12 protein-coding genes are annotated in these 13,828 nt (G+C 46.4%); 7 read left to right on the top strand and 5 right to left on the bottom strand.

Going from position 1 to position 13,828, the window contains the following annotated elements; genetic code table 11:
* Positions 1 to 14: 14 nt before the first annotated feature.
* Positions 15 to 584 carry an RNA polymerase sigma factor gene (locus GLV97_RS04325; RefSeq protein WP_160836010.1) on the top strand — a complete coding sequence of 190 codons (570 nt, stop codon included), beginning with the start codon at positions 15 to 17 and terminating at the stop codon, positions 582 to 584.
* Entirely contained in the window at positions 574 to 1,341 is a 768-nt protein-coding gene (locus GLV97_RS04320; RefSeq protein ID WP_160836492.1) for an anti-sigma factor, read from the top strand. Before GLV97_RS04325 ends, GLV97_RS04320 begins: the two co-directional genes overlap by 11 nt.
* 48 nt (positions 1,342 to 1,389) lie before the next feature.
* Here GLV97_RS04320 and GLV97_RS04315 read toward each other — a convergent pair whose 3' ends face one another.
* Entirely contained in the window at positions 1,390 to 2,694 is a 1,305-nt protein-coding gene (locus tag GLV97_RS04315) for a glycoside hydrolase family 113 (RefSeq protein ID WP_202409587.1), read from the bottom strand.
* Between the two features lie 147 nt (positions 2,695 to 2,841).
* Between GLV97_RS04315 and GLV97_RS04310 the strand changes: the two genes are divergently transcribed.
* Both GLV97_RS04310 and GLV97_RS04305 read left to right on the top strand, forming a co-directional pair.
* The gene (locus GLV97_RS04310; protein WP_160836009.1) at positions 2,842 to 4,215 is read left to right on the top strand and encodes a copper amine oxidase; all 1,374 of its coding nucleotides are present in this window, start codon (positions 2,842 to 2,844) and stop codon (positions 4,213 to 4,215) included.
* Positions 4,216 to 4,444: 229 nt separating this feature from the next.
* Positions 4,445 to 5,377 carry an oxidoreductase gene (locus GLV97_RS04305; protein ID WP_160836008.1) on the top strand — a complete coding sequence of 311 codons (933 nt, stop codon included), beginning with the start codon at positions 4,445 to 4,447 and terminating at the stop codon, positions 5,375 to 5,377.
* A 36-nt stretch (positions 5,378 to 5,413) separates the two neighbouring features.
* Here the strand turns inward: GLV97_RS04305 and GLV97_RS04300 are convergent, their stop codons facing one another.
* Both GLV97_RS04300 and GLV97_RS04295 read right to left on the bottom strand, forming a co-directional pair.
* Positions 5,414 to 5,983, bottom strand: a complete 570-nt coding sequence (locus GLV97_RS04300; RefSeq protein WP_160836007.1) for a DJ-1/PfpI family protein — start codon at positions 5,981 to 5,983, stop codon at positions 5,414 to 5,416.
* 127 nt (positions 5,984 to 6,110) lie between these two features.
* Entirely contained in the window at positions 6,111 to 7,739 is a 1,629-nt protein-coding gene (locus GLV97_RS04295; RefSeq protein ID WP_160836006.1) for an SLC13 family permease, read from the bottom strand.
* A gap of 193 nt (positions 7,740 to 7,932) precedes the next feature.
* On the opposite strand from GLV97_RS04295, the gene GLV97_RS04290 reads away from it, so the two are divergent.
* The 3 genes from GLV97_RS04290 (at position 7,933) to GLV97_RS04280 (ending at position 11,060) form a co-directional block, all read left to right on the top strand.
* Positions 7,933 to 9,027 (top strand): tartrate dehydrogenase, encoded by a 1,095-nt coding sequence (locus GLV97_RS04290; RefSeq protein ID WP_160836005.1) that lies wholly within the window; start codon positions 7,933 to 7,935, stop codon positions 9,025 to 9,027.
* 140 nt (positions 9,028 to 9,167) lie between these two features.
* Positions 9,168 to 9,857 carry a GntR family transcriptional regulator gene (locus tag GLV97_RS04285; protein ID WP_237417222.1) on the top strand — a complete coding sequence of 230 codons (690 nt, stop codon included), beginning with the start codon at positions 9,168 to 9,170 and terminating at the stop codon, positions 9,855 to 9,857.
* 36 nt (positions 9,858 to 9,893) lie between these two features.
* Positions 9,894 to 11,060: a glycerate kinase gene (locus tag GLV97_RS04280; RefSeq protein WP_160836003.1), complete on the top strand. Its 1,167-nt coding sequence runs from the start codon at positions 9,894 to 9,896 to the stop codon at positions 11,058 to 11,060.
* A 536-nt stretch (positions 11,061 to 11,596) separates the two neighbouring features.
* Here GLV97_RS04280 and GLV97_RS04275 read toward each other — a convergent pair.
* Together GLV97_RS04275 and GLV97_RS04270 are read right to left on the bottom strand one after the other, a co-directional pair.
* On the bottom strand, positions 11,597 to 12,877 hold the full coding sequence (locus tag GLV97_RS04275; RefSeq protein ID WP_237418572.1) for a sensor histidine kinase: 1,281 nt from the start codon (positions 12,875 to 12,877) through the stop codon (positions 11,597 to 11,599).
* A 173-nt stretch (positions 12,878 to 13,050) separates the two neighbouring features.
* Positions 13,051 to 13,734 (bottom strand): response regulator transcription factor, encoded by a 684-nt coding sequence (locus GLV97_RS04270; protein ID WP_160836001.1) that lies wholly within the window; start codon positions 13,732 to 13,734, stop codon positions 13,051 to 13,053.
* Positions 13,735 to 13,828: the final 94 nt, after the last annotated feature.

Below are 13,828 nucleotides of genomic sequence, written 5' to 3'. Positions count from 1 at the left end.
AAGGAGATTTCTGAATGGCCCAACCGACAGACTTGGATTTGTATGAACGAATCAGGCAGAAAGATAAAGAAGCCCTTGAAGTTCTTTACGACCGATATGAAAAATTGCTGTACTCCTTTGCCTTTCGAATGATGAAGGATTCGCAGGCAGCAGAGGAAGTCATGCAGGATGTATTTATGAAGTTGTGGAGAGGGAAAGGGGCCGGTCAGTATGTCAGCGGGCGGGGAAAGTTCTCCAGCTGGCTTTTGACGATTACCAGGAATGCTTCCATTGATTTAATAAGAAAGAAAAAAGTTCAGGAAGTAGAATGGGATCAGCGTGATTCTGTTCATGAAGACCTGCCGGGCGTTGAGCAGGAAATTGAAGATAAAGAGGAGCGGGATCAGCTTCGAAGAGCTGTTCATACGCTCCCGGACGAACAACAGAGAATGATTTGTCTCTTTTATTTTCAAGGGATGTCTCAAAGAGAGATTGCGGAAAAATGTGATATCCCCCTCGGTACCGTCAAAGGACGTGTCCGGCTGGCGCTGAAGAAATTGAGAGAGCACCTTGAGAAAGAAGGGGGGATCGTTTATGAACGATAAACCATGTGACCACATCCTGGATTATATAAATGATCAATTATCAGATATCGAGCGAAAACAGTTTGAAAAACACTTATCCGAATGCCCCCGGTGCCAGGAAGAACTGAAGGAATTGGAAGACTTGATGGGGGATCTGCCGTCGTATATGGAGCAGACGGAACCACCTTCAGGTATGAAGCAGAGGGTATTGGACGAAGTCTTCTCAAATGAGGAGGAAGACAACACACCTGTCCGTACGAAGAGACCTGTGAAGTGGAAAGCCTGGTCAGGTGTACTGGCTGCAGGACTGCTTCTTTCCATTGGTATGAACGTGTATACTGGACTGGAAGTATCCGATCTGGCCTCAGAAAATGAACAGTTGGAATCGAGCCTTACGGAAATCCAAACAGCTCTTTCCGAACTGGAGGACAGCGAATCCGGTACAGCTTCACCGCTGCAGCAGACAGAACTGGCTTCTGCTGAAGGGACCAATGCTGCTGGAACAGCTACGTTATTAAACCGGGAAACTAAACAGGAGCTTCTCGTACAAACGCAGAATCTGGAAAACCTGGAACCAGGCGAAGTGTATCAAGTATGGCTGATTGAAGGAGAGACACCCGAACCGGCTGGTGCTTTCACAACGAATGATACCGGCAGTGGTGGAGTAGCATTTACGATAAATGAAGAAAAATCGTGGGATGCTGTTGCCATTACGAAGGAACCACAGACGGGCAACCAAACGCCGCAGGGAGATATTATTCTTCAAGCCGGACTTTAATAGAAAAGAGCTTTCCGTGGATAAGCGGAAAGCTCTTTTTTGTTTTCGTTATGTTTCGCTGTCGACCAGTCTTCTGATTTCATTGAGGATCTGCTGTTGATCTTCAATCCGATTCACAAGTTCCCCTTCTCTTACAAGCCACTGCCCCCGCTCAAGCTCAAGCTCCTGAATCTGTTCCTGAAGAAGGGTGATCTCTCCTTGAAGAGTTTCCAATTCCTGACGCAGCTCTTCTAACTCCTTCTCCGAGCATGGGTCATCATAATACCAGTCATGAATGACCAGAGCAGTTTCAGGCTCAACTCTGTACGAATATTCCGGGTCGTTATTTCCGATGACCCATACGGAAAATCCGAGAAAATAGGAAAGGTCCTCCAGCGTTTCCTTGTAGGCAGTCCAGCCATTCGCTTGAACAGCCGGAGATTTAACAGGAGAAACAGCCTCGTTCCAAGGAAACTTCAGTCCATATTCAAGAGCTGGAATGTTAAATCCGCCAAAATAAATCTCTTTTCCGGTGACTTCATGGAATTGCTGGATTTCCTGCAGGACGTTCTGCTTCCTGTTGTAAACCTCTGTGGATGTCATGGAAGCTTTGATTTGTTCGACAGTTGGAACTGCCTGATTGTTCAGTTCAAACCAGGCATCAATAGATATGAAATCGACAAGCTTCCAATAAGAGCGGTTGATTTTTGCTGTAAAATCCTGCTGTGTCTGAGGACTCCAGGATGCAGTATACCACCAGTTCGTACGCAATACGACGATACCTTCAAACTGCCGCCTCGTTTCTGTGATCATCGCCTCCCAGTCGGATTCCATGGATTCAAAGTTGACGAGGTTGGAGGCAATATTCAATCCCCAGACTTGATAGGGGATGGCGATGGTGGTAATTAAAGGATTGAGCACCGTCGTCTGCCACAACATAAACCATCGTTTTTTATCTGCGGGGTTCCATTCGGTTTCCCCGTACTGTCCTCCTTGGATGAATGGGAACGGCTCCAGCATCACTTGAATCCCTTTACTGGTCAAAACCTCAATCAATTCGACCGCTTTTTGTTTTTGAGCTTCATTGATTGTCATGGTTAATGATGTACGGCTGGGAATGTCCACCCGGATCGGTACATTCACAGTGTTTAAGTTCAGGCGGAGGATATCATTCAAAATCAGCTCCGGATTAAAATTATCCAGCACCCACAAGTTTCCCGATTTAATTTTCCCAGGCTGCACAGGGTTGTTTATATTATCCATAGTTATCGTAACCTCCAGGTTATGATCTTGTCTTAGGAATAGTGTATGCGCGTGCCCCTGCTCCGGCAGGGTGACAGGCCAGATGAAATGAAATAAGTAGATAGAAAACATACCAGGTCCCCTGACATAGAGCGCTTGATAGACGTTATTTCTGGTGGGGGTGACTAGTTTCCAAAAAAAATCATAGAAATAGTGATCCACATATCATCTCCTCTCGTTAGCTGTATGAAACCAATTCAAAGAGGAGTGGATGAATCAATGACACACAGAGTAAATTGGAAGAAGACTTTTGCAGCGCTTCCGCTATCAGCAGCTCTATTAATACCTACAGCGAGCCCGGCCTTTGCCGACCATCATGGCGACCATGAACAAATGGACAAAGTAACGGTAACTACCCCGGCCGCCGATCTTCGTGCGACTCTGGATCATTATCTTTCTGAACATGCCTACCTGGCTGTCGTAACGATGCAGAAAGGATTGGAAGGCGGTGAAGACTTTGAACAGGCAGCCGCTGCCCTGCAGGCGAATACGAAGGACCTATCCGGTGCTGTCGGATCTGTCTACGGGGAAGAAGCTGGCAGCCAGTTTGAAGACCTATGGTCCGAACACATTGGTTATTTCGTTGACTACGTAAAAGCAACAGCGGAAGATGATGATGAGGGACGTCAGGCCGCCCTTGATAATCTTGACGACTACCGACAGGATTTCTCATCCTTTATGGAATCAGCAACAGGAGAGAGATTAGAAGCCTCTGCCTTGGCTGAAGGGCTTCAAATGCACGTAGATCAACTAGTTGGAGCTTTTGACAGCTACGAGGAAGGCGATTTTGACGAAGCTTACGAAAATCTCCGTATGAGCATCGAGCATATGTACGGTGTTGGTAAAGGATTATCAACAGCCATTACAGACCAGTTCCCGGAGAAGTTTGAAAATACAACGCCGGCCACACCAGCCGCTGATCTCCGTGCTGACTTGAACCATCTTCTCTCTGAACACGCAGCTCTTGCCGTTCTCGCTATGCAGAAAGGTGGCGACGGAGCGGAGGACTTTGAAGAAGCTGCCGAAGCTCTAAGTCATAACACAGAAGATTTATCAGCAGCTATTTCCTCTGTCTACGGGGAAGAAGCGGGTGCACAGTTTGAAGACATGTGGTCCGAGCACATCGGCTACTTTGTTGATTATGTAAAAGCAACAGGAAATGATGATGAGCAGGCGAAAGAAGAAGCATTGAAAGCTCTTGATGGGTACAGACAGGAATTCTCCAAATTCCTTGATACAGCAACAGAAGGTAAATTGATGGCTGAAAATACAGCAGAAGGTCTGCAGATGCACGTGCAGCAGTTGACTGGATCTTTTGATAACTATGTGAATGGTGACTACGAAATGGCCTATGAGCAGGTACGTGAAGCATACGGCCATATGTACGGCGTAGGAAAAGGATTATCCGGAGCCATTGTGGAGCAGAATCCTGACATGTTTGCCAGCGACATGCCATCTGAAATGCCGAAAACCGGCTTGGGCGGTACGAGTGATGATGGCGGGCTGAATGCTTGGATGATCGCTTTCGCTTCCATGGGTATGGCTGTTCTTGCTGCCTTCATCGGTTTCCGCCGTAAGCAGGATCAAGCGTAAAAAGAACAGATTCCAATGCGGGGTGTTCTCATCCCGACATTGTTTTCCATAAAGGTATTAAAAAAGAGTGGTGTCTTATCTGGACACCACTCTTTTTTATGGATGTATTTAGAATTTTTTGACAACCGAGTCGTTTTCTTTTCTTCTATATGAACTTTGTCTTATGATTTAAACCAGGTACCTTTCTCAGGAGCCAATGAATGATGGACACTCAGGAGGAGATGAAAGCATGAATGTAACAGAATGGTCCGTTCCATCGATACCATCCATGGAAGGGAAAATCGTAGTTGTGACAGGTGGGAATGGAGGCCTTGGTCTGGAAGCAGTCAAAGTCCTCGGTGAAAAGGGGGCCACAGTGATTATGGCTTCACGTTCTAAGAAACGTGGAGAACAAGCCGCCGATCTGCTAAAGAGACAACAGTCAGATATTCGAGTAGACGTAATGGAGCTGGATTTAGCAGATTTGGATTCTGTCGCTTCCTTTGCAGAACAATTCAAAGAGAAATATGACCGCCTTGATATCTTGATGAATAACGCCGGAGTGATGACAACGCCTTATGGTAAAACGAAGGATGGCTTCGAGCTTCAGTTCGGAACCAATCACCTGGGTCATTTTGCTTTAACGGCCCGCTTATTTGAACGGTTAGCCGCTACAGAAGGCTCCCGGGTTGTGACAATCAGCAGCAATGCCCACAAATCGGGCTCTGTCAACTTTGATAATCTTATGTTTGAACAGGGGAAAGGGTATACCCCTATGAAGTCGTACAGCCGCTCAAAGTTTGCTAATTTACTATTTGCCTTTGAACTGCAGCGCAGGATCGATCAGGCCGGACTATCCATCAAATCACTTGGTGCCCACCCCGGGGGAGCACAGACGGATCTCGCCCGTCATATTGAAGACCGTTTCTTATACAAAGCTCTGAGTGGTGTGTTGAAACGTGTCACCCAAAGTGCCTATGAAGGAGCACTTCCGGGGATACGCGCAGCCACTGATCCGGACCTTGAAGGCGGCCGTTATGTTGGACCTTCAGGATTTATGGAGATGAAAGGAGATCCTGTCCTCGTGAAGCCGAAAACTGAAACCCTTGATGTACTGGATGCGGAAGAACTTTGGGCAGAATCCGAGCGTCTTACCGGAGTTTCTTTCACGGTCACAAGCTGATAAAAAGGACACCTTCTCAAGGTGTCCTTTTTATAGTTACGTATGAACGGTTGTTTCTTTTACCTGCTTCACAAACTCTTTCATAATGTTCGGGAGATCCGGCCAGGCATGTCCGGATACGAGATTCCCATCAACGTAATCCATTTCATTCATATATTCGGCACCAATACTCTCCACCTCCGGCTGGCAGGCCGAATATGCGGTCATTTTCCTTCCGCGGGCCACATCAGGGACAGTCGTCAGGACAAGGCTGCCATGGCACATGACGGCAACCGGCTTATCGTTTTCAAAAAAGTGGCGGACCATACCGGGAACTTCTTCGTTCATGCGGATGTGTTCAGGCGCACGTCCTCCCGGGATGATCAGAGCATCATAATTTTCCGGTGCCACCTCAGCAAATGTGGTGCCGGCTTCAATTAAGTATCCCGGTTTTTCCGTATACGTTTCCCAATCCTCGAAATCGTGGATGACGGTGTTCAGTTTCTTTTGGTGAGGGGCGGCAATGTCCACGTCAAACCCTTCCTCCAGGCAGCGGAAGTAGGGGTAGTAAACCTCCAGGGCTTCAACAGCATCTCCGGTAATGATCAGCACTTTCTTTGCAGTCATTCCAAACCCTCCTTATTATCATTGAAATACACTACGTGCATTCCCTTATTTCACGAATGATAATCCATTTTCCAGAACAAGAAAAAAGACATCTCTGCAACGGGCAGAGGTGTCTTATAGAAGACGATTAATTTAGTAACCCTCCAAAAATAACAGGTACATAGAAATAGACGATGACAATAGAGAAGAGGATGCAGCTGATGTTCAGCCAGATTCCTGTTGAAGCCATCCGGCTCATTTTGATGTAACCGGTTGCAAAAACAATCGCATTCGGTGGAGCTGCTACAGGGAACATAAAAGCAAATGTTGCACCCATACAGGCGGCCACCATGAGGATGATCGGATCTGTGCCTAAGGCTGCAGCACCTGCAGCAACAATCGGATAAACCATCGTAGAGGTCGCTGTATTTGATGTGAACTCAGTCAACATAGTGATGACGGCGATGATTAATCCGACCATGAGAAAGAAGGGAATGCTGCTGTAATTGACGAGCTGGCTGCCGATCCATTTATCCAGACCGGAACTGACGATACCCGCAGCAAGAGCGAGACCTCCTCCGAAAAGCCAGAGGATTCCCCAGGGCAGTTTCAGGACTGTATCCCAATCGAGAATGCTTCCTTCTTTATTTTTGGCAGGAATTAAGAATAGCAGGACTGCTCCAAGCAGTGCGATAATCGTGTCATCAATACCGGGAATAAAGCGTTCAAGGACAAGACTCCGCGTAATCCAAGCCAGCGCTGTCAGGGAAAATACAGTCAGTACAATCTTCTCTTCGTAACTCATTTTTCCAAGTTCTTTTAATTCCTTCTTTATAATTTTTCTTCCGCCTGGAATGTTCTTGATTTTCATTGGATAGGCGACTTTAACAAGATAGAGCCAGACGAGAGGTACAAGAAGAACAACCATGGGAAGACCGAACATCATCCATCGGGCAAAGGAAATGTCAATGCCGTATAAATTATTCACCGTTGCAGCCAAAATCGTGTTGGCCGGAGCACCGATCAGTGTGCCGAATCCACCGATGGTTGCTGCATACGCGGTTCCGAGCATAATGGCGGTACCAAAAGGGAAGTTTCCGGGAGTTACATCTGTGTTGTTTTTCAAGGATTCGGCTACGTGTTTCGTAACAGCCAGGCTGATTGGAACCATCATCATTGTACTGGCTGTATTGGAAATCCACATCGATAAAAAACCGGTCGCTGTCATGAAACCAAGTATAATCATATTCGGACTGCTTCCTATAAAGGCAATGATAGCTAAAGCGATTCGTTTATGAAGGTTCCATTTTTCCATCGTTAAAGCAATCATAAAACTCCCAGCGAATAAAAAGATCAGAGGATCGCCATAAGAGGAGGAAACTTCACCGGTCTCCATCACTCCTGTTAACGGAAAAAGCAGCAGCGGAAGCAGGGACGTGACCGGAATCGGCAGCGCTTCGGTTACCCACCATGTAGCAATCCAGCTGATCAGACCAAGCATCTGGACCGCTTCTGCGCTCATTCCTTCCGGCTGAACCAGTGAGGTAATCAACACATATAAAAGGGGTCCCACAAACAATCCGATTTTCTGAGGGGTGGAATAATTCCCCGGTCGTGGAGGTTTGTCATCGACGAGTTCCTTTGATGGATCAATCTCTTCCTGTACAGCTGCATTCGAAGAAGATTTTGCAAATACAAAAGAAGTTACATGCTTTATATCCTTTCGAAGGCTGCGATCCCATTTCCATAATTGCTCCCAGACAGAATGTAAGTACATCCGTTTATCCCTTCCTTTCACCTTTTTGATAACGCTTTCATGTCTGAATGATACTTTACGTATACATTATTGTCAAACTATTTTCAAAAATTGGGATATTTATCTTTTACGTCAAATTTAATTTGACATTAACGTATACATTAATTAATATTTAGAATAGTTAAACAAAAAATCTTTCAGGAGGAATGTATCGATGGAAAACAAACAACATTTTAAACTAGCTGTAATCCCGGGGGATGGTATTGGAGAGGAAGTCATTCAAGAAGGGCTTCGTGTCGTCGATCATCTATCAAAGACTTCTAATAAGTTCACTTTTGAAAGCGATTACTTCCCTTGGGGATGTGAATATTACCTTGAACATGGAAAGATGATGGATGAGGATGGGCTGGAAAGAATTAAAAATCATGATGCTATTTACTTCGGAGCTGTTGGATATCCGACCGTTCCCGATCATATAAGCCTCTGGGGACTCCGTCTGGCAATTTGTCAAGGTTTTGATCAGTGGGCCAATATTCGTCCGGTTGAGTTCCTGCCAGGTGTAGAAGGGAAATTGAATCATCCGCATAAGGAAAAGTTGAACTGGGTGTTAGTCAGGGAAAACACAGAAGGTGAATACTCCGGCATCGGCGGTCGTAATTTTGCCGGGCGCGGACCTGGAAAAGAAGTGGCCGTCCAGTCTTCTGTATTTACAGAGGAAGGCTGTGAACGAGTGATTCGTCACGCCTTTGATCTGGCCATGAAGAGAGACCGGAAAAAAGTAACCAGTGTCACAAAAAGTAATGCCCAGCAGTACGGCATGGTATTGTGGGATGAAGTTTTCAAGCGCGTAAGCCGGGACTATCCTGAAGTCGAAACCGATCAATGGCTCGTGGATGCGATGGCTGCACGATTCGTACTTCATCCTGAGGAGCTGGAAGTAGTGGTGGCTTCCAATCTTCACGCTGATATTTTATCAGATCTCGGCAGTGCTCTTGCTGGAAGTCTTGGAATCGCCCCAAGTGCAAATATTCATCTGGACGGACGTTTCCCAAGTATGTTTGAATCAGTCCACGGATCTGCTCCTGATATTGCAGGACAAGGAATTGCCAACCCAATCGGAACCATCGGCAGTGCTGCCCTCATGCTTGAGCACCTTGGACTGAAGCAGGAAGCGGACTTAATTAATGAAGCCATCCGTGCTACAACGAAAGATGGTATCTTAACAGCAGACATTGGGGGAACCAGCTCGACAAGAGAAGTCACAGACGCGATTATCTCACACATTTCATCCAAATACGCAAATGTCTAAATTCCATACAGGGTAAAAAGGGAGTGCGCTCTCTTTTTACTCTCTTCTTGTTATAATGGAAGGAAGACAAAAGTCAGAGTGGTGAATTTATGAGAGAACAATCATCAGTGAGTACAGAACCGCATACAAGAGTAGAGGAAATGAAGGAACGGTTGGCGCCGATCATCCATCATGTGTCCGAACGAAAACTGCCGGCCAGAGCGTATCAGATTTTACGACTGGCAATCAGAAACCTGAAGCTTCTGCCGGGCCCGACCATCCTGGAACGGGAGATTGCAGAAGTGTTGGATATGAGCCGCACTCCTGTAAGGGAAGCATTAATCCGTCTGCAGACCGAAGGAGTCGTCCACCTGATCCCTAGAAAAGGGTTTGAAGTTGAACCGATATCTGCTAAAGATTTGAAAGAAATCTATGAAGTGGTGGAAATGTTGGAAGGATTAGCCGCCGGCCTTGCTGTATCAGTCATGGACGGTGATGATCTGGACCATCTGGAAGAACTTATTTCCCAGCAGGAACAGGCGTTGTCACACAATGATCTTGATGAATGGGCAAGGCTGGATAACTTGTTTCACTTTACAATTATAGAACATGCAGGGAATCAACGACTGGCTAATGTGATTGATGTTCATGCCGATCAATTGTACCGCGCCCGCCTGCTTACGATAAATAAACGTCCGCTCCCGCTGCAGTCGATTGTAGAGCACAGGGCCATAGCTGCGTGTATGAAGGCGGGTAACGCAGAAGCGGCTCAGGCCTCGATGCAGTCGCACCGGAAAAGAGCAAGGAATGAAATCCTTGAGGTGCTTGAAGAAGATCAAGACTCTATGTAAACGAAGTACGGGAGGACATTTGGAGAGGATACGTCTATGAAATGTATAGTAGCCCCTGACTCTTATAAAGGCAGTTTATCTGCTGTTGAAGTTGCCCGGAGTATGGAAGAAGGCATTAAACAGGTGTTTCCTTCCTGTGAGGTCCGTTCATTTCCGCTTGCTGATGGAGGAGAGGGTACCGTTGAGTCCCTTGTAAGAAGCACGGAGGGGGCGTTTCGAACAGACGAAGTGACAGGCCCCCTTGGTGAAAAAGTGAAAGCTGTTTGGGGGATTCTGGGAGACAGACGGACCGCTGTCATCGAAATGGCTGAAGCTTCCGGTATTACGCTCCTTGCTGAAAAAGATTTGAACCCTTATGCAACGACGACATTCGGTACAGGTGAACTGATTGGAAAAGCGTTGGACTATGGTGTAGATAAAGTGATCCTTGGCATAGGAGGTAGTGCTACCAATGACGGAGGGGCTGGAATGGCTGCCGCTTTGGGGGCAGAACTGCTGGATAAAGAAGGACGCCCTCTTCCTCATGGAGGAAAAACCTTATTAGATCTTCACGAGATCAGAACAGATCACATGGATAAAAGAATTTTCTCTACACAGTTCATAACAGCCTGTGATGTTGACAATCCATTGTGCGGACCCCGGGGGGCTTCAGCTGTTTTCGGCCCTCAAAAGGGAGCCACGCCGGAAATGGTAGAGGTTCTGGACCAGGCGTTAAGTCATTATGGAAAACAGATTCATAAATATCTCAAGAAGGATATCATGTTTGAAGAAGGGGCCGGTGCAGCAGGAGGGTTGGGTGCTGGTCTGATGGCATTTTTGAATGCCGAACTAAAGCAGGGCATTGATATCGTTCTGGACAGCATTGATTTCAATGCAGTACTGAAAGGTGCGGATTTCGTACTTACCGGAGAAGGGAAAACAGATCGCCAGACATTATTCGGCAAGGCTCCCATGGGAGTAGGGATGAGAGCAAAACAGTTTAACGTTCCTGTATTTTGTATATCCGGTAGTTTGAGTGATGGTTATACGCTGCTTGAGGAAAAAGGCATTCATGCCTTTTTCAGTATTTCCCATGAGCCTTCCACATTGGAATACTTAAGTAGTTATGCCGGGCCTCTTGTTGAGGAAACCGTGGAAAATATCATGAAGGTGTACGCAAGTGTCTATAAAAACACTCCTGTTTCACCGCTCACAAACGGTTGAAACTACAAAAAACTCTTCCTTCTAAAAAGGGAAGAGTTTTTTTATGCGTTCTCTGTTTTTGCGAAGCTGTTGCGAGGTATAGCAGAAGTGAAAAAGGTGGAATCCGTTGTGTATTATGCAGGTATTGATTTATCCGGCCTGGCAACCACCCTGATGCGGTCGTTATGATTTATAAGAGCATCAGCAATCGATCATCTTTATGGAAAAAGCGGCCTCTGCAGGCGCCGGGGTTCACCTCCCCCTTACCGCTGGGCTGACGCAGCTCTTGAAGAGGGAGTCTTCTGCCGATAATTGATAAAATAGACCCATCAGTCCGTGAAGAGGTTTTTGAATGGTTCAAAAACCCCGTGAGAATGCTTCATATTCCAGATGAATCCTGGGGACACGTCCACACGATAGATGCCTGCACAGCTTCCCTGGCTGCATGTGGGTGGTCTGCTCCATACATGAAATTCCGTGGTTATACAAAGCAGAGCCACCTCTTCACCCATATGATTTCTCCAGCTGAAAAGCCGTCCTGTCACAGGACGGCTTTTTCAGCGGATAGGAAGGTAAACATGGAACGTAGCGCCTTCATATCGTGTGCTGTTCACAGACACTTCCCCGTGATGGGCAAGTATAATCGATTTAGTAATCGATAAGCCGAGCCCGGCTCCGCCATAACGATGGGACCTGGAAATATCTGCTTTATAGAAGCGCTCAAAAATATGTGGAAGCTTGCTTTCTTCAATACCTGTTCCGTTATCTGTAACAGACAAATGAAGGCGGGAGGACTCTCTGCAAAGAGAGACAAGGATCTCTCCTTCATCAGGATGCGTATGCTGAACTGCATTTTGGAACAGGTTTAAAATGACCTGTTTAATCTTGTCCGGGTTGATGTATCCATATAAATCTTTTTCAATAGATAAACGGACGTTCCGGTTTCCTGCAAGGACAGACAGTTGAGTCTGCATACTCATAATCAGGCGGGAGAGGTCCACTCTTTCCAGAGGGAGTTCCGGTTGCCTGTCCAACTTCGCCAGTAGAAGAAGCTCTTCAACAAGTTTGATGATCCGATTCGTTTCTCCGTACATACTCTCCAGAGAAGTGGCCAGCTGATCCGGCTTCTTTGCAGCCCCTCGAAGCAGGATTTCCAAATAACCGTGTATGGACGTGATGGGCGTTCTCAGTTCATGGGAAGCATCTGCGACGAACTGCCTCATTTTTTCCTTCGCTTCCCGTTCTTGATCGAAGGAACGCTCAAGACGCTCCAGCATATCATTAAATGAAGCTGAAAGAGAATCGACTTCCACCTGTCCTTGTTCTTCAGGAATCCGTCCTTTCATATTGGATGCATCGATATTTTTCACCGATTGGACAATCGTTGACAAAGGTCTCAGCGTCCGATTGATAACGGAGAAGTAAATCAAAACCCCTGCTGCTACAGCAACCGCCGACAGACCCATGAATATCAGCCATTGACGCCACAGGATCCGGCTGAGGGGGGCGGTACTCAACCCCATCTGGATGACCCGGGGTTCTTCGCTCAATGCAGGGGTTCGATCTGCGGGACGGAAAACAAGGATCTGCTCCTGCCCGTTCATATCCTCTGTAATGAGAGGTTCGATCTGCCGGTTCTCACGAAGATCACTCCGCACATCCTCAAGCTCTTGTGTAGAAAGCTGCGGGGACGCAAGGCTTTCATCTTTCAAAAGGCTGTGGTAAGAGCCATCCGTTTCAATGATCGAGATCGATAGATTATCCAGTACTAAAAAATTCGGAGGGCCGTTTTCAGCCGGCTCCGATCCATCTTCAAAGGCCTCAACAGGAAAAGTCATAAGTTTCCCTCTTAATTTTTCAATTTCTGTTTGGTAAAGAAAATCCTTTAAAACCACAAACTGAATCGATCCGATAAGAAGAAGGATAAGAAAAAGAATGAGCAGCATTTTGGAAAGCAGCTGATATCTAAGGGAGCCCGGACGGGCGTTTTTTTTGACCATGCTGGTTATATTCATGAGATCTCCAACCGGTAGCCGGCCCCGCGTACTGTACGAATCACCTGATGCTGCTTATCTCCGAGCTTATCGCGTAAGGAGCGGATATAGACTTCGACGATGTTGTCCTCTCCTTGGAAGGTATACCCCCACACCTTATTTAAAATCATCAGTTTGCTCATCACCATCCCGTGGTTCAACACGAGGTATTTGAGCAGTTCATATTCTGTCGGGGACAGTGCTAATAACTTTTCGCCATAGTAAAACTCCCGCCTCTTATCATCTATCCGGAAAGGTCCATAAATGACTTCGCCAAACTGATCGGGAAATTGATTGCGCACTCTTGCTTGAATGCGTGCCAAGAGCTCTTCAAAGCTGAAAGGCTTCACGAGATAATCATCAGCCCCTAGGTTGAGCCCCTTCACACGGTGTTCCACTTCATCCCGGGCGGTCAGCATAATGACTGATGTCTGTATACCGCTTTTCTTAATCATCGTGCATACTTCAAACCCATCCATACCGGGCATCATCACGTCAAGAATAACTACATGAGGCTGATATTCATGAAGGATGGACATGGCCTGCATACCATTTTCAGCAGTTTTCACTTGAAATTGTTCGTTGGTAAGACCGAGGTTCAAAAATTGAAGAATTTGTGTTTCATCATCAACAAGAAGGACTTTTATGTTTTGATTGTTCATTACTTGAGCTCCTCACTTTAACAACTCTGTTTTCACTTTACCTTAAATGAGGGAAGGAATCGATTGTTCATACAAATTTTCAGCATATTTTCAG

Source organism: Halobacillus litoralis (assembly GCF_009856355.1).
GTDB lineage: Bacteria > Bacillota > Bacilli > Bacillales > Halobacillaceae > Halobacillus > Halobacillus litoralis_B.
Note: the sequence above shows the minus strand (reverse complement) of the source record. Positions and strands in the feature narration are given on the sequence as shown.